We start from the raw sequence: 19,023 nt of genomic DNA, 5'->3' as shown, positions 1-19,023 counted from the left end.
CCATGTCGAAACGCGAAGAATTCAAGGCCGCTGCAGCCCAGCGCATCCTGATCAAGGACGGTCCCTATGGCACCGAGATCCAGCGCGCCAAGCTCGCGCCGGAAGACTATGCGGGCGACACCGGTCTCGAGGCCGACCAGAAGGGCAATAACGACCTCGTCAACCTGACCCAGCCGCAGGTCATTCGCGCGATCTGCGACAGCTATATCGCTGCCGGCGCGCATATCCTTGCGACCAACACCTTCAACGCCAACCGCATCAGCCAGGCCGACTATTCGGCAGAGCATCTCGTGCACGAGATCAACGTTTCGGCCGCGAAGATCATCCGCGAGGCGGTCGACGAGGCCACCGCGAAGGACGGAGTGCCGCGTTTCGTGGCCGGCGCGATGGGGCCGACCAACAAGACGCTCTCGCTCTCGCCCGATGTCGAGGACCCGGGCTTTCGCGAAGTGACCTTCGACGAGATCGTCGAGGTCTATGTCGAGCAGGCGCGCGGACTGATCGAGGGCGGGGCGGATTTCATCCTGATCGAGACGGTCTTCGACACGCTCAACTGCAAGGCAGCGATCATGGCGGTGAAGCAGCTCGAGCGCGAACTCGATCGCGACATCCCGCTGATGATCTCGCTGACACTGACCGACCTCTCGGGGCGCAACCTGTCGGGCCACACTGTCGAAGCGTTCTGGCACACGGTGCGCCACGCCAAGCCGCTGACCATGGGGCTCAATTGCAGCTTCGGTGCAGAGCAGTTGCGCCCGCATGTCCAGATCCTCTCGGACATCGCCGATACCTACCTGATGGCCTATCCCAATGCGGGACTGCCCAATGACCTCGGCGAATATGACGAGCTGCCCGACACGACCGCGGCACTGACCAAGGTATGGGCCGACAATGGCCGCATCAATGCGCTTGGCGGCTGCTGCGGCTCGACCCCCGACCACATCGCCGCGATGGCCAGGGCGGTCGAGGGCGTTGCCCCCCGCAAGCTGCCTGAAACCGCTCCCGACATGCGCCTTGCCGGCCTCGAACCCTTTACGATTGCTGCCTGATGAGTGACCTCACTACCGCCCGTTTCGTCAACATCGGCGAACGCACCAATGTGACCGGCTCTGCCCGGTTCAAGAAGCTGATCCTGTCGGACGACTACGAGACCGCCGTGGAGGTCGCGCGCGATCAGGTGGAAAACGGCGCGCAGGTGATCGACGTCAATATGGACGAGGGCCTGCTCGACGCCGAAAAGGCGATGACCACCTTTCTCAAGCTGATCGCCGCCGAACCCGACATCGCGCGCGTTCCGGTGATGATCGACAGCTCGAAATGGGACGTGATCGAGGCGGGCCTCAAGTGCGTCTCGGGTAAGCCGATCGTCAATTCGATCAGCATGAAGGAAGGCGAGGAGCAGTTTCTCGAACAGGCGCGCAAGTGCATGGATTACGGCGCTGCCGTGGTCGTCATGGCCTTTGACGAGACCGGACAGGCTGACACGAAGGACCGCAAGGTAGAGATCTGCAGCCGCGCATACGACCTGCTGACGGGCATCGGCTTCCCGCCCGAGGATATCATTTTCGACCCCAACATCTTCGCCGTGGCGACGGGTATCGAGGAGCATGACCGCTACGGTCTCGACTTCATTGAGGCGGTGGCCGAGATCAAGCAGCGCTGCCCGCTCGTCAAGACGAGCGGAGGCCTGTCGAACCTCTCCTTCAGCTTCCGCGGCAACGAGACCGTGCGCCGCGCGATGCACTCGGTCTTCCTCTACCACGCGATCCCCGCCGGGCTCGACATGGCGATCGTCAACGCTGGTCAGCTCGATGTCTACGACCAGATCGACCCGCAGCTGCGCGAGGCTTGCGAGGACGTGATCCTCATGCGCCGCGATGATGCGACCGAGCGGCTGATCGACCTCGCAGAAAGCTACAAGGGCAAGTCTGCTGCGGACGAGAAAGCCGCCGAGGAATGGCGCGGCTGGGACGTGAAGAAGCGGCTCGAACACGCGCTCGTAAAAGGCATCGATGCGCATGTCGTCGCCGATACCGAGGAAGCGCGCGAGCTTGTCGCGGCCGCCGGTGGCCGCCCGATCGAAGTGATCGAAGGCCCACTGATGGACGGCATGAACGTCGTCGGCGACCTCTTCGGCAGCGGCAAGATGTTCCTGCCGCAGGTGGTGAAATCGGCGCGCGTCATGAAGAAGGCGGTCGCCCACCTGATCCCCTTTATCGAGGCCGAGAAGGAAGAAGGCGCCAAGGCCAAGGGCGTGATCATCATGGCGACGGTGAAGGGCGATGTGCACGACATCGGCAAGAACATAGTCGGCGTGGTGCTACAGTGTAACGGATACGAAGTGGTCGATCTCGGCGTCATGGTGCCGTGGTCGCAGATTCTCCAGGCGGCGAACGAGAACAATGCCGACATGATCGGCCTCTCCGGCCTCATCACTCCCTCGCTCGACGAGATGGTGACGGTGGCCGAGGAGATGCAGAACGCGAAGATGACCATGCCGCTCCTCATCGGCGGGGCGACGACGAGCAAGGTCCACACCGCGCTGCGCATCGACCCGGCGTACGAAGGTCCAGTCATCCATGTCCTCGACGCAAGCCGAGCGGTGGGCGTGGCCAGTCGCCTGCTGTCCGACACGCAGCGCGACGAATTCGTCTCCGACACGGCGGGCGAATATGTGAAGGTGCGCGAGGCGCGCGAGGGCAAGTCGCAGAGCGTGCTCCTCAGCATCGACGAGGCGCGCGCGAACTTCTTCGACGCCTATCTTTCCGACAAGGCTGCCCCGCCACTGAAGCCCGGCATTCATGTGTTCGACGACTGGTCGCTCGCCGACCTCCGCGATTACATCGACTGGACGCCCTTCTTCCGCGCCTGGGAGCTGCACGGCACCTATCCGAAAATCCTCGATGACGAGGTGGTGGGCGAGACCGCACAGCAGCTGAAGGCCGATGCCGATGCGATGCTCGACCGGATCATCGCGAACAAGTGGCTGACCGCGAAGGGCGTCGCCGGTTTCTGGCCCTGCGCGCGTGACGGCGACGATGTGACGATCCACGGGAATGGCGGCGAGGCGCATACCGTGCTCCCCTTCCTGCGCCAGCAGGTGAAGAAGAGCCGCGACCGTGCGAACATGTGCCTTGCCGACTTCATCGATCCGGCGGGCGACTGGATCGGCGGCTTTGCCGTCGGGATCCATGGGATCGAGGAGCATTCGAAGCGCTTCCTCGAGGACAAGGACGATTACTCCGACATCCTCCTGAAGGCGCTCGCCGATCGCTTCGCGGAAGCCTTCGCCGAGCGGCTGCACCAGCATGTGCGCACCGACCTATGGGGCTATGCGCCGCAGGAGCAGCTCACCAACGAGGCGCTGATCAAGGAGGAATACCGCGGTATCCGCCCGGCGCCGGGCTATCCCGCGTGCCCCGATCACAGCCTCAAGCCGATCCTCTTCGACCTGCTCGACGCGCCTGCGAATGCCGGCCTCACCCTGACCGAGAACTTCGCCATGTACCCCACCGCGGCGGTCAGTGGATTCTATTTCGGACACCCGGAAGCGGAGTATTTCGGCGTGGCGCGGATCGGCCGCGACCAGCTCGAAGACTACGCCGCGCGCCGCGGTGTGGATATTGCAACGGCCGAGCGTTGGCTCAGGCCCAATCTGGATTGACCCGGCGCGCATGTTCGCGCAGGGCTGAATTGTCGGCTGCAGAAGCGATTCTGCGGCGGGCGCGCACGGGAGAGTTCGGGCTGTGACTGCCGCCCGACGCCGAAGGAGCAACCGCCCCGGAAACTCTCAGGCAGATGGACCGTGCGCCGCCATCGACACTCTGGAAAGCGCTTCCGCACTTGCGGCAGCCACCGAAGGGGTAAGCGTGCTCATCCGCACGTCAGTCTCTCAGGTTTCCCGACAGAGGGGGCATGGGTTGTTGTTGCGCCCGCCGAGGGCGCACCCATGCTTTTGAAGGACGGGACTTGAGCGAAGAAATCGACACCGACGAGCATATCGAAGAGACCGGCACGCTGCCGCTCGACGACTGGCATCGCCGCAAGGGCGCGCGCATGGTGCCCTTCGCCGGCTATCACATGCCGATCCAGTACGAAGGCATCGTCGCCGAACACAACTGGACTCGCGAACAGGCAGGCCTCTTCGACGTCAGCCACATGGGCCAGTTGCTGGTCAGCGGCGAGAAGGCTGCCGAAGAACTCGAAAAGCTCCTGCCCGGCGCGATCGCCTCGCTGAAGCCCGGTCGCACGCGCTATTCGCTGCTGATGGCCGAGGACGGCGGCATTCTCGACGATTTGATGGTCACCAATGCCACCCCCTGGATCGAGGCCGACGAGGAAGCAGGCACCGAAGGCCACTGGGGCGAGCCTACCTATTACCTCGTCGTCAACGGCGCGATGAAGTGGGACGATATCGCCCATCTTCGCGAGCATCTCGACGACGATGTCACGCTCACCCACATGGACGAGCACGCGCTGCTTGCACTGCAGGGTCCCAACGCCGCGACCGCGCTGAACCGCGTCATGCGCAACGTGATCGACGACATGATTTTCATGGATTCGGTCACGCATGATTTCGGCGAATGGCCGCTGCGCATCACCCGCTCGGGCTATACCGGCGAGGACGGGTTCGAGATTTCGATCCCCGCCGAATTCGCCGCCAGCCTCGCCGACCGGCTCTGCGCCGAAATCGAGGTGCGCCCGATCGGCCTCGGCGCGCGCGACAGCCTACGCCTCGAAGCGGGCCTGCCGCTCTATGGCCACGACATTACCGAGGAAACCGACCCGGTCTCCGCCGACCTGCTCTTCGCGCTGACCAAGAAGCGCCGCGAGGAAGGCGGCTGGATGGGGCATGAGGCAGTCGCAAAGGTGCTAGCCGACGGCCCTGCGCAAAAGCGCATCGGTCTCGACATCGAAGGCCGCATGCCCGCCCGCGAAGGCGCGCTCGTCTATTCGGGCGACAAGCAGGTCGGCCGCGTGACCAGCGGGGGCTTCTCGCCCACGCTCGAGCGCCCGATCGCCATGGCTTACATCGACACCAATCTCGCTGAAGAGGGAACCGAACTCGAAGTCGAGGTTCGTAAGAAGAGACTGCCCGCGAAGGTCACCAGCATGCCCTTCGTCCCACACCGCTATCACAGGGGAAATTGATCGAATGGCTCGCTACTTCACCGACGAACACGAATGGATCGACCTTGAAGGCGACACCGCCACGGTCGGCATCACCGATTACGCACAAGGCCAGTTGGGCGACATCGTCTTCGTCGAACTGCCCGAAATCGGCACCATGGTCGAAAAGGGCAAGGACGCCGCCGTGGTCGAAAGCGTCAAGGCAGCCAGCGACGTCTACGCCCCGCTCTCGGGCGAAGTGGTCGAAGTGAACGATGGCCTCGAAGACGACCCCGCGCTGGTCAATTCCTCGCCCGAGGAAGACGGCTGGTTCTTCAAGATGACCGTGTCCGACAAGTCCGAAATGGAAGGGCTGATGGACGACAAGGCCTACAAGAGCTTCTGCGACGGGCTTTGACCTGAACACCCTCGAGGACTGACGAGGAATTTGATGCGTTACTTGCCGCTTACCGATGCCGACCGTTCGGCGATGCTTGAAAAGATCGGCGCGCCTAACGTCGATGCGCTGTTCGTCGATGTGCCCGAAGAGGCGCGGCTCGACGGCCCGATCCACGGCCTGCCGATGCACGCCAGCGAAATGGCGGTCGAAAAGCATATGCGCACGCTGTCGAAGAAGAACCTCGCGGCGTCCGACGCGGCCTTCTTCCTCGGTGCGGGTGCCTACAAGCATCATGTCCCGGCGAGCGTCGACCACATCATCCAGCGCGGCGAGTTCCTGACCGCCTACACGCCCTACCAGCCGGAAATCGCGCAGGGCACGCTGCAGATGCTGTTCGAGTTCCAGAGCCAGGTCGCGCATCTCTATGGTTGCGCGGTGGCCAATGCGAGCATGTACGACGGCTCGACCGCCTGCTGGGAAGCAGTTGCGATGGCGAGCCGCATTGCTCGCGGCAAGAAGCGCAAGGTCGTGCTCTCGGGCGCGCTGCACCCGCATTACGCCGAGGTCGTGAAGACCATGGCGAAGTTCACCGATGACGAGATCGCGCACGCCAAGCCCGCCATGCAGGCCTCGCCTGACACCGACGGACTGATCTCGCGGATCGACGACAACACGAGCTGCGTCGTGGTGCAATATCCCGACATCCTCGGCCGCGTGAACGACCTCCAGCCGGTCGCCGACGCCGCGCATGAGAAGGGCGCGCTGCTGATCGTCGTCAACACCGAGCCGGTGGCGCTCGGCGCGATCAAGTCGCCCGGCGAAATGGGCGCGGACATCGTCGTGGGCGAAGGCCAGTCGATCGGCGTCGGCTTGCAGTTCGGCGGGCCCTACCTCGGCCTCTTCGCCGTGCGCGATCCCAAGCACGTTCGCATGATGCCGGGCCGCCTCTGCGGTGAGACGCAGGACGCCGAGGGCAAGCGCGGCTACGTGCTGACGCTCTCCACGCGCGAGCAGCATATCCGCCGCGAAAAGGCGACATCGAACATCTGCACCAACTCAGGCCTCTGCGCGCTGGCCTTCAGCGTCCACATGACTCTGCTCGGCGAAAAGGGCCTGCGTAACCTCGCGATGGAGAACCACCGCCTTGCCTGCATCGCCGCCGACAAGCTCGCCGAAGTGCCGGGCGTGAGCGTGCTCAACGATGCCTTCTTCAACGAGTTCACCATCCGCCTGGGCACCGATGCCCGCGCCGTGGTGCGCAAGCTGGCAAAGCAGAACGTCCTCGCCGGCGTATCGCTCGGACGGCTCTATCCGCAGCATGACGAACTGTCCGACGGACTGATCGTCGCGGTGACCGAGACCACCACCGAGGAGGACATCGAAACGCTTGTCTCCGCGCTGAAGGAGGTGCTGTCATGAACGCGCCCAACGCATCCGGCTGGAAGCCCGGCACCCCCGTGCAGGATCACAATGCGATGGCTGGCCCCGACACCGTCACCGGAAACCGCGCGCTGATGCTCGAGGAACCGCTGATCTTCGAAATCGGCAATACTGAGACCACCGGCGTCGACTTGCCCGAACCGACCGGCGGCGCGAACCGTCTCGGCGGGCTCGATCGCAGCGAGAAGATCGGCATTCCGGGTCTCTCCGAGCCCGAGACCGTGCGCCACTACACGCGTCTCAGCCGCCAGAACTACGCGATCGACCTCGGCCTCTTTCCGCTTGGTTCGTGCACGATGAAGCACAACCCGCGCCTGAACGAGAAGGTCGCGCGCATGCCCGGCTTCGCCGACGTGCACCCGCTGCAGCCGGTCGACACCGTGCGCGGTGCGCTGGAAGTCATGAACGAGCTGGCGCATTGGCTGATCGATCTCACCGGCATGCATGGCGTCGCGATGAGCCCCAAGGCGGGCGCGCATGGCGAGCTTTGCGGCATCCTCTGTATCCGCGCCGCCCTCGAAGCGCGCGGCGATGCGCGCGAGGTCATCCTCGTTCCGGAAAGCGCCCACGGCACCAACCCCGCCACGGCAGCCTTCGCGGGCTACAAGATCGAGGACATCCCGGCCAATTCGGACGGGCGCGTCGATCTCGATGCGCTCAAGAGCCGCCTCGGCCCCGATGTCGCGGGCGTGATGATCACCAACCCCTCGACGCTCGGCCTGTTCGAGCGCGACCTCAAGGAAATCTCCGACGCGGTCCACGAGGCGGGCGGTTTCGTCTATTGCGACGGCGCGAACTTCAACGCCATCGTCGGCAAGGTCCGCCCGGGCGACCTCGGCGTCGATGCGATGCACATCAACCTGCACAAGACCTTCTCCACCCCGCACGGCGGTGGCGGTCCGGGCTCCGGCCCGGTGGTGCTGTCCGAAGCGCTCAGCCCCTTCGGTCCGCTGCCCTACACCGCGCGTACCAAGGACGGCGTTGTCCACCTGATCGAGGAAGAGGACGCGGATGCGTTCTCCGAGGCGCATTTCGGCGGCAAGATGCAGAGCTTCGGCCGCATGACCGCCTTCCACGGGCAGATGGGCATGTTCACCCGCGCGCTGAGCTACATCCTCAGCCACGGTGCCGACGGCCTGCGCCAGGTCGCCGAGGACGCTGTGCTCAACGCCAACTACGTCCTGCGCAGCCTCGACGACGTGCTCGATGCACCCTTCGGCCACAGCGGCCCCTGCATGCACGAGGCGCTGTTCAGCGATAAGGGGTTTGCCGAGGACATCTCGACGCTCGATCTCGCCAAGGCGCTGATCGACGAGGGCTATCACCCGATGACCATGTACTTCCCGCTGGTGGTGCATGGCGCGATGCTGGTCGAGCCGACCGAAACCGAGAGCAAGGCGGCGCTGGACCAGTTCATCATGGCGCTACGCAGCGTGGCCGAGCGCGCCAAGGCCGGCGACGAGACGCTCAAGACCGCGCCGCATTATGCGCCGCGCCGCCGTCTCGACGAGACGCTGGCCGCGCGCAAGCCGATCCTCGCCTGGGAAGAGCCCAATCCTCCCGCTGGCGAGCCGACGATGAGCGAGCAGGGCGGACGTTGACCGCCCGCCCGCGGCCATGAGGATAATCTTCAGCCGCAAGGGCTTCGACAGTGCGGCGGGCGGAGGTCCGTCGCCGATCGTGGGCGGCAGGCCGCTGAGCCTGCCGATCCCGGCGGGCGCGGCCTCGCGGACGACCTATGGCGATCTGGCTCTGGGCGAACATGCATCGCTCTCCAGTCGCGGCAGGCTGGGTGCGGGCGACTTCTGCCATCACGACCCCATGTTTCTCGAGGACGGCACCTGCCTGTTCGGACAGGTCGGGGCAGCGCAAACGCATCTCGCCAACCAAGGCGTGCGCGAGGGCGATGTGTTCCTGTTCTTCGGGCTCTTCCGCGAGGAGGACAGCGGCGAGCCGCACCACCGCATTTTCGGCTGGATGGAGGTGGAGCGCATGGTCCATCTCGCGGAGTGTGCAGAGGAAGAGCGTGCCGATCTGGCGGCTCACGCCCATCCGCATGCGCTCGAAATGCACGGCTCCAACGACTGCATCTACGTGGGGCCGGGCGGCACTGCGCGGCGGGCGAGCGAGACGCTTCGCCTCACCGTTCCGGGTGGTCCGCCCTCGCTTTGGGAGCGGCCCGATTGGTTGAAAAATGGCGGGCTATCCTACCACGACCGCGCGGATCGCTGGCTGCGTGGCGGCCGGCTCAGGAGCGTCGCACGCGGACAGGAATTCGTCGCCGACATTGGTCGGCGCAAGGCCCCGCGCGACTGGCTCGCAGCGGTGCTCGGCGAACTCAGAGCGTCTTGATTACCGCCGAAAAGTCGAGGCCGCCGTTTTCCTCGGCGAAAGCCTCGTAGATTTCGGTGGCATGCTTGCCGAGCGCGGTCTTGGCGTCGACGCTGCCCGCTGCCTCCATGGCCAAGCGAAGGTCCTTGAGCATCAGCGCGGTGGCAAAGCCGCCCTTGTAGTCATTGTCCGCCGGGCTTTCGACGCCCACGCCGGGCATCGGCGTATAGGCATTGAGCGGCCAGCAGTAGCCCGATGACTGTGAGCTGATCTCGTAGAATTTCTGCGGGTCAAGGCCGAGTTTTTCGGCCATCTTCATCGCCTCGGTCGTGCCGATCATGGTGATGGCGAGCAGCATGTTGTTGCAGATCTTGGCGGTCTGTCCCGCGCCAGCGTCACCGGCGTGGATCACCGCCTTGCCCATGGCGTTCAGCACTTCCTCGGCGCGCTTGAAGGCCTTGTCGGTGCCGCCGACCATGAAGGTGAGCGTGCCGCCGTTTGCCGCCGCGATCCCGCCCGAGACGGGTGCGTCGACCATGTCGTATCCAGCCGCCTCGGCCTTCGCGATCACCTCCTTCGCGGTCGCCACGTCGATGGTCGAGCAGTCGAGCAGGACTGCGCCTTCGGGGGCCTTGCCGATTACGCTGCCCTCGTAAACCGATTTCACGATCCCGCCATTGGGGAGCATGGTCACAACGCCATCGACGCCCTGCACGGCTTCGGCTGCGTCGGTAAAGGTCGCGCAGCCGTTGTCCCTGGCCGTCGCCAGCGCTTCATCCGATAGGTCGAAGGCGTTGACCTCATGCCCCGCCTTCACGAGGTTCGCGGCCATCCCGCCGCCCATGTTGCCGAGGCCGATGAAGGCGATTTTCATGTTCTCTCTCCGCGTATTCTTATGGTCTTGAGGGAAAGGCTCAGCGTCCCTTCCACTTGCCCTCACGCTTCTCGACGAAGGCGGCCATGCCTTCCTTCTTGTCCTCGCTCGCGGTGAGGATCTGGAAGATGCGGCGCTCGATGATCAGGCCCTGGTCGAGGCTGGTTTCGAAGGCGGCGTTGACCATTTCCTTGTTCGCGATCGCTGCCATCGGGGGCATCGAGGCGATCTGCGCGGCGGTCTTCAGGGCTTCGTCGAGCAGGCTCTCATGGGCAACGACGCGCGCGACGAGATTGCTGCGTTCGGCTTCCTCGGCGCCCATCATGCGGCCTGTCAGGCACATTTCCATGGCCTTGGACTTGCCGATCGCCTTGGTCAGGCGCTGCGATCCGCCCATGCCGGGCGCAACGCCCAGCTTGATTTCGGGCTGGCCGAACTTGGCGTTTTCCGATGCGATGATGAAGTCGGCCATCATGGCAAGCTCACATCCGCCGCCGAGCGCGAAGCCGTTGACCGCGGCGATCCAGGGCTTGCGGGTCTTCTTGACGATCTCGCTGGTCCAAGGGGCAAAGAAATCGTCGAGATAGAAGTCTGCCGCCGCCTTCTCGCTCATTTCCTTGATGTCGGCGCCGGCGGCAAAGGCCTTGTCGCCGGATCCGGTCAGGACCGCGCACAGCTGACTGCTGTCGGCCTGGTATGCCGCGAAAGCCTCGATCAGTTCTTCGAGCACCTTGCTGTTGAGAGCATTGAGCGCCTTTGGGCGGTTGAGCGTGATCAGCGTGACGGCATCACGCTGTTCGACGGTGATGGTCTCGTAACTCATAGCGGTTTCCATTCCTCGTCTGCGGGAAGCGGGGCGAAGATGCTGTCGATCAGCTCCTCGCTCACGCCCTCGGGCGTTGCCGGATCCCATTTCGGGTCGTTCGTCTTGTCCACGATCACTGCGCGCACGCCCTCGGCAAAGTCGGGGCGGGTCAGGACGCGCGATGCGATGCGGTATTCCATGACCATGTTGTCGGCGAAGCTGTCGAGCTTCTCGCTCTCGCTGAGCTGGCGAAGCGCGACCTTGCAGGTCTGCGGGCTCTTGGTGCGCAGCGTGGCAAGTTCCTTGGCTGCCCACTCGCTGTCGTCGGCCTCGAGGCTGGCGAGGATGTCCTCGTAGCGGTCGGAGGCGAAGTGCTTCTTGATGAGATCGGCATTGCCCTCGATCCGCGCCGCTGGAGGCGTTTCCGAGAGTTCTGACAGAATGCCTGAAATACGGTCGGGATGCTCGGTGATGCGCGCCTTGGCTTCGGCGAGCTTCTCGCTCGGCAGGTAGTGCGTGGCGATACCCGTCCAGACGCATTCCGCACCGTCGAGCCGCGCGCCGGTCAGCGCGAGGAACTGGCCGAGGCGGCCACCAAGGCGCGACAGGTGCCAGCCGCCACCCACATCCGGGAAGAGGCCGATGCCCGTTTCCGGCATGGCGAAACGCGTGTGCTCGGTAGCGACGCGGTACTTGCAGGGCAGGGCAATGCCCACGCCGCCACCCATGGTGATGCCGTCCATGAAAGCCACGATCGGCTTGTCATAGGTCATCATCTGGTGGTTGAGCTGGTACTCGTCGTGGAAGAAGGCGCGTCCGCTCTTTCCGCCGTCGTTGAGGGCGGAATTGCGCAACAGGTTGATGTCGCCGCCCGCGCAGAAGCCGCGGCCCTCCGCATGGTCGAGGATCACTGCCTCGACCGCATCGTCGCCTGCCCAGCCGGAGAGCGCCTTGCTCATCGCGTGACACATGTCGAGCGTAAGCGAGTGCAGGGCCTTGGGACGGTTGAGCGAGATATGGCCGGTGCGGCCATGGGTATGGATGTTTACTTCATCGGTCATCGTGCCGGTCCTTACTGGCGCAGCAAATCGCGGCCCACGATCATGCGCATGACCTGGTTCGTGCCTTCGAGGATCGAGTGGACGCGCAGGTCGCGCCAGAAGCGCTCGATCGGATATTCCTTGAGGTAGCCATAGCCACCGAACAGCTGCAGCGCGTCGTTGACGATCTTGGAGCCGTTGTCGGTCGCAAGGCGCTTGGCCATCGCCGAGAAGCGCGACTTGTCGGGCGCATTGTCGGTCACCTTGGCCGCTGCGAGGTAGAGCAGCGCGCGCGCAGCCTCGAGATCGGTCGCCATGTCGGCGAGCATGAACTGCGTGTTCTGGAAGTCGGCGATGGGCGTGTCGAACTGCTTGCGGTCCTTGGTGTAGGCCACCGCTTCGTCGAGACAACGCTGAGCGCCGCCGAGCGAACAGGCGCCGATATTGAGACGGCCGCCGTCGAGACCCATCATCGCAAAACGGAAGCCTTCGCCTTCGTCACCGACGCGGTTGGCGACGGGCACGCGCGCATCCTCGAAGATCACCTGCGCGGTGGGGGAGGCGTTCCAGCCGAGCTTCTTTTCCGGCTTGCCGAAGGAAACGCCTGGCGTGTCCTTGTCGATCACGAGGCAGGTGATGCCCTTGGTCTTGTGCTCGGAAGTGCGGACCATGGTTACGTAGACATCGTTGACGCCGCCGCCCGAGATGAACTGCTTGGTGCCGTTGAGGACATAGTGGTCGCCGTCGAGCACCGCGTTGGTCTTGAGGCCTGCCGCATCCGAGCCGCTGCCCGGTTCGGTGAGGCAGTAGCTGGCGATCTTTTCCATGGAGACGAGGTCGGGAAGGTAGCGGTCCTTCACGTCTTGGCTGCCGAACTGGTCGATCATCCAGCTGGCCATGTTGTGGATCGAGATGAAAGCGCTGGTGGTCGGGCAGCCATAGGCCATGGCTTCCATGATCAGCGCGGCTTCCAAACGGCCGAGACCGATACCGCCGCTTTCTTCGGAGACGTAGATCGCCCCGAAGCCCAGTTCGGCGGTGCTCTTGATCACGTCGCGCGGGAAGTGGCTCTTCTCGTCCCATTCGCCTGCGTGCGGCGTGATGTTGTCGGCGGTGAAACGCTGCGCCATTTCCTGGATGGCGAGCTGCTCTTCGGTAAGCTGGAATTGTCCTGTCATGGCCAGCGCTCTAGACCTCTCCGGCGGGCAAGTGAAGGGGCGCGAGCGCCTAGGCCTGAACGATTGCTTCGGCCTCGATTTCGACTTTCCATTCCTTGCCGAATGGCCCCGCAAGGACGCGCAATATTACCGCCCCGATTTTCGCCTGCCGTCGGCTGAAATTGACCCAGATCAATGCCTCTCTACCCAGAAAGCCTAGGGATCACGAGGCTGCAGTGACTTCCGAGCGAAAATCCGCCTCGGAGAAGCATCTGCGCCTTGCAGACGGAGAATGATCATGACGAAGAATATGGGATCGCTCGACAAGACAGTTCGCCTTATCGCGGCGGTAGTTCTGATCGCGCTTGCGGCGACCGGCACCATCGGCGGAGTCTTCGCCATCGCGGCCTACGTGGTTGCGGCGATATTCGTCGTGACGAGCATGGTATCGGTTTGCCCCGCCTACCTTCCGTTCGGGATCAGCACGCGGAAATAGAGCTGGCCGGTCGGACCGCTAGCCGGGAACAATCGCTTCGGCTTCGATTTCGACCTTCCATTCCTTGCGGCAAAGCCATGGTGCGCCGACCATTGTCGCGGCCGGTTTCGCCGCGCCGAAAAAGCGTGCGTGGACTGCGCCCACGGCTGCCTGGTCGTCGAAATCAGTGAGGAACATGCGGGTGCGCACGACATCCTCCGCGCTGCCTCCGAGATCCTTGATCGCCGCGACTATCAGCTCGCAGCAGCGCGCGGCCTGTGCGGCGGCGTCGCCCTGTGTGGAGGATCCGTCGGGCTCGATCGGGCCGGTGCCTGCTACGATGATGCGGTTGCCTTCGCGAATGGCACGGCAAAAACCGAACTGCTCCTCGAATGGCGAGCCGCTGGTGGTGCGCCGACGCTCGCTCACCCGCAGGTGATCTCGGTGATTTTCATCTCGCGGTCGTAGCGCACGTTCACGCGTTCGACGCGGTAGTCCATCGTCCAGACCGAGTCGGGCGGACCCCAACGCAGCGTCTGTGCGCCCGTATCCTTCATGATCGCAGCACCCATTTCAGCGGTTGCGTCATGGCCGATATGGTACTGGGCGGGGGCTGCATCGCAGGTGCCGCCAGCGGCCGGGGCTGCAGGCGCTTCGCTGCCGGCATAGGCCGTGGTGCAGGCGGCGAGCGGCAGGGCGAATAAGGTCAATAGGGCCGATTTCATGATGCCTCTCCTTCAGCTTCGCACTTGGTATAGGTCAGCGGATCGGGAATGGCTTCATCTCCCGATTCCGAGCGGGTCAGCTGCATGCCGTCATCCGACAAGCGCCATTCCATGTCGCGCGTCCACTCCTGCCCTTCGCCCGAAAAGGCGAAGCTGGCCTTGATCATCGTGGCTTCCTTGGCCTCGACCTCGTCCACGACCGCGCGCGATTCATAGAACTTGATGCCCTCGGCATCGATGTCGATCAGTCCCTTGGCGTGCCCGCGAGTGCTGGTGCAGTCGGCAGGGACCAGTCCCCACCGTCCGTGGAGTCCGCGCGGGATGTCCTTGCCTAGGATTTCGGGGAGGGGCTCCGCTCCGTCGCCGATGCCACCGTCGGGTTCGACGGGGATGGCGGTTTCTTCGGTGTCGGGCTGCTCCTCGATCGGTTCGGCGCAAGCCGCGAGCGTGAGCAAGGCGAGGGGAAGGGCGGAGCGCAGGAGGGTGATTTGTTTCATACCCACCCCAACGCTCCTCCTGCTGTTCCTATCCCGCCCCTGGTTCAGCCCATGGTCGGGATGACGAAGGCGTTCGATCCGTCACCGCCGCCGTCGGGCCAGCGCTGGGTGACCTTCTTGGCCTTGGTCCAGAACTTAAGGCCTTCCATGCCGTACTGGTCGATGTCGCCGAAGCCCGAACGCTTCCAGCCACCGAAGCTGTGATAGCTTACGGGCACGGGGATCGGCACGTTGATGCCGACCATGCCGACATTCACGCGGCTGGCGAATTCGCGTGCCGCGTGGCCGTTGCGGGTGAAGATGGCGACGCCATTGCCGTACTGATGTTCGCTCGGCAGGCGGACAGCGTCCTCGAAATCCTTGGCGCGCACGATCTGGAGAACGGGGCCGAAGATCTCTTCCTTGTAGCTTTCCATGTCGGTGGTGACGCGGTCGAGCAGCGTCGGGCCGACGAAGAAGCCGTTTTCGTGGCCCTGCAGGCTGAAGCCGCGGCCGTCGATGACGACTTCGGCGCCTTCATTCTCTGCCGTGTCGATCCAGCCTTCGACGCGCGCCTTGTGCTCGGGCGTGACGACGGGTCCGTAATGCGCATCGGGATCGTTCGAGACGCCGACGCGCAGCGCGTTGATCGCGGGGATCAGCTTTTCGCGCAGCTTGTCTGCTGTGTCCTCGCCCACAGGGACGACGACAGGCAGCGCCATGCAGCGCTCGCCGGCCGAGCCGAAAGCGGCACCGGCAAGATCGTTGACCACCTGGTCGAGGTCGGCGTCGGGCATGACGATGCCGTGGTTCTTCGCGCCGCCGAATGCCTGGACGCGCTTCGCGTTCGCAGAGCCGCGCGAGTAGATATATTGCGCGATGTCGGAGGAGCCGACGAAGCTGATCGCCGGGATATCGGGGTGGTCGAGGATGGCATCGACCATTTCCTTGTCGCCGTGGACGACTTGCAGCAGGCCTTCGGGTGCGCCGGCTTCCACGAAGAGCTCGGCGAGGCGCACGGGCACGGAGGGATCGCGCTCGGACGGCTTCAGGATGAAGGCGTTGCCTGCCGCAATCGCCATGCCGAACATCCACATCGGGATCATGGCCGGGAAGTTGAACGGGGTGATGCCCGCACCGATGCCGAGCGGCTGGCGCATCGAATAGACGTCGATGCCGGGGCCTGCGCCCTGCGTGTATTCGCCCTTCAGTGCCTGCGGGATGCCGCAGGCGAATTCGATGACTTCGAGGCCGCGCTGCACGTCACCATGCGCATCGTCGACGACCTTGCCGTGCTCGCTCGACAGCAGCTCTGCGAGCTCCTGCTTGTTGGCTTCGACCAGCCGCTTGAATTCGAACATCACGCGGGCGCGCTTTTGCGGGTTGGTCGCCGCCCAGGCAGGCTGGACCTTCTTCGCCTCGTCGACTGCCTTCTGGAGGAGGGCGGCATCGCCCAGTGCCACTTCGGCCTGGACCTCGCCGGTCGACGGGTTCCAGATCTGGTGCTTGCGGGTGGGAGCCGGGCTTTCGCCGACGATGAAATGGTCAACCTGACGCATGGGAGAATCCTCTCTTTCCTTGCCAACGGCCTTGGCAAGCGAGAGGTCCGAAATCAACCGGTTTCAGATGAAACCTTCGTCTTCCGAGGCTATCCCACCGCCGCCATCATCTGAGCGCATAGGATCGCGCCATAGGTACCGAGCGCGTAGCCGAGCACTGCGAGCAGCACGCCGACCGGTGCGAGAGCGGGGTGGAATGCGCCCGCCACGACCGGAGCGGATGCCGCGCCGCCGACATTTGCCTTGCTTCCCACCGCCACGAAGAAAAAGGGCGCCTTGATGATCTTGGCGACCACAAGCAGCAGGACGATGTGGAACAGCATCCAGATGGCGCCGATCGCCATGAACGCAGGCGCGTCCATGATCTTGGTCACGTCCATCCGCGTGCCGATGATCGCCACCAGCAGGAAGATGAAGAGCACGCCGAACTTGCTCGCCCCGATGCCTTCCAGTTCGCGGGCGCGGGTGAAGCTGGCGAGAAGGCCCGCGGTGGTGGAGACCACGACCACCCAGAAGAAGCTGCTTGCCAGCGTCGCATCCTCGCCCTGCAATTCGGCGAAGAAATTGCCCAGCCATCCGCCGAGCAGATGCGACAGGCCGACGACCGCGAAGGCGACGCCGAACAGCAACACGTAGTCGTTCGCCTTCGCCACACGCTCGATGCTGTCCGAATAGTCCTGCATCGTGTCCTGCAGCTTGGTGATCGAGGAACTGTCCGCGCCGAGCCACTTGTCGACCCGCTCATGCGCGCCGGCGCCGTAAAGCAGGAAGATCATCCAGATTTCGGCCACGATGATGTCGACCGCGAGCAGGGCGGCAAAGCCCTCGAGCGGATAGCCGTATACTTCGAGCATGGCCGTCTGGTTCGCGCCGCCGCCGATCCAGCTGCCCGCCAGCGTCGCCAGCCCGCGCCATGCGGCAGTGTCGCCCGAGCCGATAACCGTGGGGTCGAATTGCGCGACGATCCATAGCGCCAAAGGTCCGCCGAGGATGATCCCGACCGTCGCGGTCAGGAACATGATGATCGCCTTGTTGCCGAGGCCGAGGATGCCCTTGATGTCGATGGAAAGCGTCATCAGGAACAGCGCGGCGGGAAGGAAATAGTCCTTGGCGATCGGCCAGAGCTGGCTTTCACTGGTGTCGATCAGCCCGGTGGTCACGAAGAGCGAGGGGACGAGATAGCAGACGAGGATGATCGGCACGAAGACGTAGAACTTCTTCCAGCCCGGCCGGTCTCGCGTGGCGAAAACGAAGGCCAGCAATGCCGCCAGCAGGCCGAGGATGATGCGATCGTCGGTGATCATGTGGTGAGCGTCCCGTCTACTTGTGTCCCTTGCGCGAGGGTCTAGCGGCGCTTTCGCGCAAAAACCATGTTGACCGGGGTGCTGGCCACAGGCAATTCGCGGCGCACCGGGCTGCGGGTATGATGTAATGGTAGCCTGCCAGCTTCCCAAGCTGGACGCGCGGGTTCGATTCCCGCTACCCGCTCCAGGACGTCCTCATGCGCCTCTGCGCTCCGCACTCTTTGGCGCGGGAGGATGAGAGGGGATCATGCGCGGCAAGACCGACCAGTATTTCATGGCCGACCTGTATGGCGAGCTTCAGCTTGCCCCGCAGGCGGAGAAGCGTGCGTGGACTGCGGTGCTGCCGGGCCTCGTGCTCGTGGGCATTGCCGCGCTGGCAGCGCTCTGGTTGAGCGAGCAATATGGCGCGCCGCCGATCCTGCTCGGCCTCCTGCTCGGTTTCGCCCTGAATTTCGCCAGCGCCGACGAGCGCCTGCTGCCGGGTCTCGATGTCGCCTCGCAAACCCTGCTGCGCGTCGGCATCGTGCTGCTCGGGCTGCGGGTTACCCTGTCGGAAATCACGGCGCTCGGCCTGCTGCCCTTCCTTGGCCTCATCGCGATCATGGCTGCGGTCATCGCAGCGGGATTGCTGGCAGCGCGGCTGGCGCGGCTCGACATCCATCTGGGCCTGCTGGCGGGCGGCGCGACCGCGATCTGCGGGATCTCTGCGGCACTCGCGCTATGGGGCATCATCGGCTCGAAGCGGGTGGGGCAGGAAGGCTTCGCCATAACCGTTCTCGGCGTGACGCTGGCAAGCGCGCTGGCACTCGCGACCTATCCCGCGCTTGCTGCAGCAATGGGGCTTTCCGATACGCAGGCGGGTTTCCTCGTCGGTGCGTCGATCCACGATGTCGCGCAGGCGATCGGCGGCGGCTTTGCCGTTTCCGAAGGCGCGGGCGAGGTGGCCACCGTGGTCAAGCTGTCGCGGGTCGCGCTGCTGGTACCGGTGCTGCTGATCGTCGCCTTCGTCCTCGGCAGCAAGGCCGAAGGGGAAGGCAGGCGCTTCTCGCTGAGGCAGGGCGTGCCATGGTTCATCGCCGGGTTCATCGCCGTGGTCGCAGTGAACAGCTTCGTCGCGCTTCCCGAGGTGGTCGGTGACTGGGGTGCTTCGGCGGCGAGCTTCTTCCTGTTGCTCGCTGTGATTTCGGCCGCGATCAAGGCTGACCTTTCCGGTATTTTCGCCTATGGCTGGCGCGCATTCCTGCCGGTCGTGGCATCGACGCTTACGGCTTTCGGCCTTGCGCTGCTGGTAGCGCAGGCGCTCTGACGAACAAACCTGGAGTACCAAG

Annotated in this window: 19 protein-coding genes, 1 tRNA gene and 2 riboswitches; of the genes, 11 read left to right on the top strand and 9 right to left on the bottom strand. The window is 64.3% G+C overall.

The features are described 5' to 3' along the window. Window positions 1–2 precede the first annotated feature (2 nt). The 7 genes from K3163_RS11935 (at window position 3) to K3163_RS11905 (ending at window position 9,301) form a co-directional block, all read left to right on the top strand. Window positions 3–1,049 carry a homocysteine S-methyltransferase family protein gene (locus K3163_RS11935; protein WP_221427694.1) on the top strand — a complete coding sequence of 349 codons (1,047 nt, stop codon included), beginning with the start codon at window positions 3–5 and terminating at the stop codon, window positions 1,047–1,049. Beyond that, window positions 1,049–3,664, top strand: coding sequence for a methionine synthase (metH, locus tag K3163_RS11930; RefSeq protein ID WP_221554361.1), 2,616 nt, complete (start codon window positions 1,049–1,051; stop codon window positions 3,662–3,664). The genes K3163_RS11935 and metH overlap by 1 nt, the downstream gene beginning before the upstream one ends. 56 nt (window positions 3,665–3,720) lie before the next feature. Beyond that, a riboswitch (glycine riboswitch) is annotated at window positions 3,721–3,816 on the top strand. Beyond that, window positions 3,817–3,918: riboswitch (glycine riboswitch) on the top strand. A 51-nt stretch (window positions 3,919–3,969) separates the two neighbouring features. Further along, window positions 3,970–5,151, top strand: coding sequence for a glycine cleavage system aminomethyltransferase GcvT (gene gcvT, locus K3163_RS11925; protein ID WP_247712669.1), 1,182 nt, complete (start codon window positions 3,970–3,972; stop codon window positions 5,149–5,151). A gap of 4 nt (window positions 5,152–5,155) precedes the next feature. Further along, window positions 5,156–5,527: a glycine cleavage system protein GcvH gene (gene gcvH, locus K3163_RS11920; RefSeq protein ID WP_221554359.1), complete on the top strand. Its 372-nt coding sequence runs from the start codon at window positions 5,156–5,158 to the stop codon at window positions 5,525–5,527. Window positions 5,528–5,560: 33 nt separating this feature from the next. Continuing rightward, window positions 5,561–6,928 carry an aminomethyl-transferring glycine dehydrogenase subunit GcvPA gene (gcvPA, locus tag K3163_RS11915; RefSeq protein ID WP_221554358.1) on the top strand — a complete coding sequence of 456 codons (1,368 nt, stop codon included), beginning with the start codon at window positions 5,561–5,563 and terminating at the stop codon, window positions 6,926–6,928. Then, window positions 6,925–8,550: an aminomethyl-transferring glycine dehydrogenase subunit GcvPB gene (gene gcvPB, locus K3163_RS11910; protein WP_221554357.1), complete on the top strand. Its 1,626-nt coding sequence runs from the start codon at window positions 6,925–6,927 to the stop codon at window positions 8,548–8,550. Before gcvPA ends, gcvPB begins: the two co-directional genes overlap by 4 nt. A 16-nt stretch (window positions 8,551–8,566) precedes the next feature. Next, the gene (locus tag K3163_RS11905; RefSeq protein WP_221554356.1) at window positions 8,567–9,301 is read left to right on the top strand and encodes an Nmad3 family putative nucleotide modification protein; all 735 of its coding nucleotides are present in this window, start codon (window positions 8,567–8,569) and stop codon (window positions 9,299–9,301) included. On the opposite strand, the gene mmsB is transcribed toward K3163_RS11905, so the two are convergent. From mmsB to K3163_RS11885, 4 genes are read right to left on the bottom strand one after another with little or no spacing between them, the layout of a single operon-like run. Next, on the bottom strand, window positions 9,288–10,154 hold the full coding sequence (gene mmsB / locus K3163_RS11900) for a 3-hydroxyisobutyrate dehydrogenase (RefSeq protein ID WP_221554355.1): 867 nt from the start codon (window positions 10,152–10,154) through the stop codon (window positions 9,288–9,290). The genes K3163_RS11905 and mmsB overlap by 14 nt on opposite strands. Window positions 10,155–10,194: 40 nt before the next feature. Then, entirely contained in the window at window positions 10,195–10,977 is a 783-nt protein-coding gene (locus K3163_RS11895) for an enoyl-CoA hydratase-related protein (RefSeq protein WP_221554354.1), read from the bottom strand. Then, window positions 10,974–12,020: an enoyl-CoA hydratase/isomerase family protein gene (locus tag K3163_RS11890; RefSeq protein WP_221554353.1), complete on the bottom strand. Its 1,047-nt coding sequence runs from the start codon at window positions 12,018–12,020 to the stop codon at window positions 10,974–10,976. Before K3163_RS11890 ends, K3163_RS11895 begins: the two co-directional genes overlap by 4 nt. An 11-nt stretch (window positions 12,021–12,031) precedes the next feature. Next, window positions 12,032–13,177, bottom strand: coding sequence for an acyl-CoA dehydrogenase family protein (locus tag K3163_RS11885; protein ID WP_221427705.1), 1,146 nt, complete (start codon window positions 13,175–13,177; stop codon window positions 12,032–12,034). On the opposite strand from K3163_RS11885, the gene K3163_RS11880 reads away from it, so the two are divergent. Both K3163_RS11880 and K3163_RS11875 read left to right on the top strand, forming a co-directional pair. Continuing rightward, entirely contained in the window at window positions 13,176–13,376 is a 201-nt protein-coding gene (locus K3163_RS11880; RefSeq protein WP_221554352.1) for a hypothetical protein, read from the top strand. The two genes, K3163_RS11885 and K3163_RS11880, sit on opposite strands and share 2 nt — an antisense overlap. A 78-nt stretch (window positions 13,377–13,454) precedes the next feature. Continuing rightward, complete coding sequence (locus tag K3163_RS11875) at window positions 13,455–13,652, top strand: YgaP family membrane protein (RefSeq protein ID WP_221554351.1); 198 nt, start codon at window positions 13,455–13,457, stop codon at window positions 13,650–13,652. Between the two features lie 18 nt (window positions 13,653–13,670). Here K3163_RS11875 and K3163_RS11870 read toward each other — a convergent pair whose 3' ends face one another. The 5 genes from K3163_RS11870 to K3163_RS11850 all read right to left on the bottom strand — a co-directional run bounded on the left by K3163_RS11870 (window position 13,671) and on the right by K3163_RS11850 (window position 17,695). Then, entirely contained in the window at window positions 13,671–14,060 is a 390-nt protein-coding gene (locus tag K3163_RS11870; protein WP_221554350.1) for a RidA family protein, read from the bottom strand. Continuing rightward, complete coding sequence (locus K3163_RS11865) at window positions 14,057–14,356, bottom strand: I78 family peptidase inhibitor (RefSeq protein ID WP_221554349.1); 300 nt, start codon at window positions 14,354–14,356, stop codon at window positions 14,057–14,059. Before K3163_RS11865 ends, K3163_RS11870 begins: the two co-directional genes overlap by 4 nt. Then, window positions 14,353–14,853 carry a hypothetical protein gene (locus K3163_RS11860; RefSeq protein WP_221554348.1) on the bottom strand — a complete coding sequence of 167 codons (501 nt, stop codon included), beginning with the start codon at window positions 14,851–14,853 and terminating at the stop codon, window positions 14,353–14,355. The genes K3163_RS11865 and K3163_RS11860 overlap by 4 nt, the downstream gene beginning before the upstream one ends. Window positions 14,854–14,897: 44 nt before the next feature. After that, window positions 14,898–16,391 carry a CoA-acylating methylmalonate-semialdehyde dehydrogenase gene (locus tag K3163_RS11855; protein WP_221554347.1) on the bottom strand — a complete coding sequence of 498 codons (1,494 nt, stop codon included), beginning with the start codon at window positions 16,389–16,391 and terminating at the stop codon, window positions 14,898–14,900. An 89-nt stretch (window positions 16,392–16,480) separates the two neighbouring features. Then, window positions 16,481–17,695 carry a DUF819 family protein gene (locus K3163_RS11850; protein ID WP_221554346.1) on the bottom strand — a complete coding sequence of 405 codons (1,215 nt, stop codon included), beginning with the start codon at window positions 17,693–17,695 and terminating at the stop codon, window positions 16,481–16,483. Window positions 17,696–17,808: 113 nt separating this feature from the next. Here K3163_RS11850 and K3163_RS11845 point away from each other — a divergent pair. Next, window positions 17,809–17,882: transfer RNA gene (locus K3163_RS11845), tRNA-Gly, on the top strand. A 60-nt stretch (window positions 17,883–17,942) separates the two neighbouring features. Then, window positions 17,943–19,001: a YeiH family protein gene (locus K3163_RS11840; protein ID WP_221427712.1), complete on the top strand. Its 1,059-nt coding sequence runs from the start codon at window positions 17,943–17,945 to the stop codon at window positions 18,999–19,001. Window positions 19,002–19,023 lie beyond the last annotated feature (22 nt).

Source organism: Qipengyuania xiapuensis (assembly GCF_019711395.1).
Classification (GTDB): domain Bacteria; phylum Pseudomonadota; class Alphaproteobacteria; order Sphingomonadales; family Sphingomonadaceae; genus Qipengyuania; species Qipengyuania xiapuensis.
The sequence above is the reverse complement of the archived record's forward strand: the minus strand, read 5'-3'. Positions and strand labels throughout refer to the sequence as shown.

Excerpts from the sequence above, each read along its gene's own strand:
- K3163_RS11935 (WP_221427694.1), top strand. The coding sequence starts at position 3 with ATGTCGAAACGCGAAGAATTCAAGGCCGCTGCAGCCCAGCGCATCCTG.
- metH (WP_221554361.1), top strand. The coding sequence starts at position 1,049 with ATGAGTGACCTCACTACCGCCCGTTTCGTCAACATCGGCGAACGCACC.
- gcvH (WP_221554359.1), top strand. The coding sequence starts at position 5,156 with ATGGCTCGCTACTTCACCGACGAACACGAATGGATCGACCTTGAAGGC.
- gcvPA (WP_221554358.1), top strand. The coding sequence starts at position 5,561 with ATGCGTTACTTGCCGCTTACCGATGCCGACCGTTCGGCGATGCTTGAA.
- gcvPB (WP_221554357.1), top strand. The coding sequence starts at position 6,925 with ATGAACGCGCCCAACGCATCCGGCTGGAAGCCCGGCACCCCCGTGCAG.
- K3163_RS11905 (WP_221554356.1), top strand. The coding sequence starts at position 8,567 with ATGAGGATAATCTTCAGCCGCAAGGGCTTCGACAGTGCGGCGGGCGGA.
- mmsB (WP_221554355.1), bottom strand. The coding sequence starts at position 10,154 with ATGAAAATCGCCTTCATCGGCCTCGGCAACATGGGCGGCGGGATGGCC.
- K3163_RS11895 (WP_221554354.1), bottom strand. The coding sequence starts at position 10,977 with ATGAGTTACGAGACCATCACCGTCGAACAGCGTGATGCCGTCACGCTG.
- K3163_RS11890 (WP_221554353.1), bottom strand. The coding sequence starts at position 12,020 with ATGACCGATGAAGTAAACATCCATACCCATGGCCGCACCGGCCATATC.
- K3163_RS11880 (WP_221554352.1), top strand. The coding sequence starts at position 13,176 with ATGGCCAGCGCTCTAGACCTCTCCGGCGGGCAAGTGAAGGGGCGCGAG.
- K3163_RS11885 (WP_221427705.1), bottom strand. The coding sequence starts at position 13,177 with ATGACAGGACAATTCCAGCTTACCGAAGAGCAGCTCGCCATCCAGGAA.
- K3163_RS11875 (WP_221554351.1), top strand. The coding sequence starts at position 13,455 with ATGACGAAGAATATGGGATCGCTCGACAAGACAGTTCGCCTTATCGCG.
- K3163_RS11865 (WP_221554349.1), bottom strand. The coding sequence starts at position 14,356 with ATGAAATCGGCCCTATTGACCTTATTCGCCCTGCCGCTCGCCGCCTGC.
- K3163_RS11860 (WP_221554348.1), bottom strand. The coding sequence starts at position 14,853 with ATGAAACAAATCACCCTCCTGCGCTCCGCCCTTCCCCTCGCCTTGCTC.
- K3163_RS11855 (WP_221554347.1), bottom strand. The coding sequence starts at position 16,391 with ATGCGTCAGGTTGACCATTTCATCGTCGGCGAAAGCCCGGCTCCCACC.
- K3163_RS11850 (WP_221554346.1), bottom strand. The coding sequence starts at position 17,695 with ATGATCACCGACGATCGCATCATCCTCGGCCTGCTGGCGGCATTGCTG.
- K3163_RS11840 (WP_221427712.1), top strand. The coding sequence starts at position 17,943 with ATGCGCGGCAAGACCGACCAGTATTTCATGGCCGACCTGTATGGCGAG.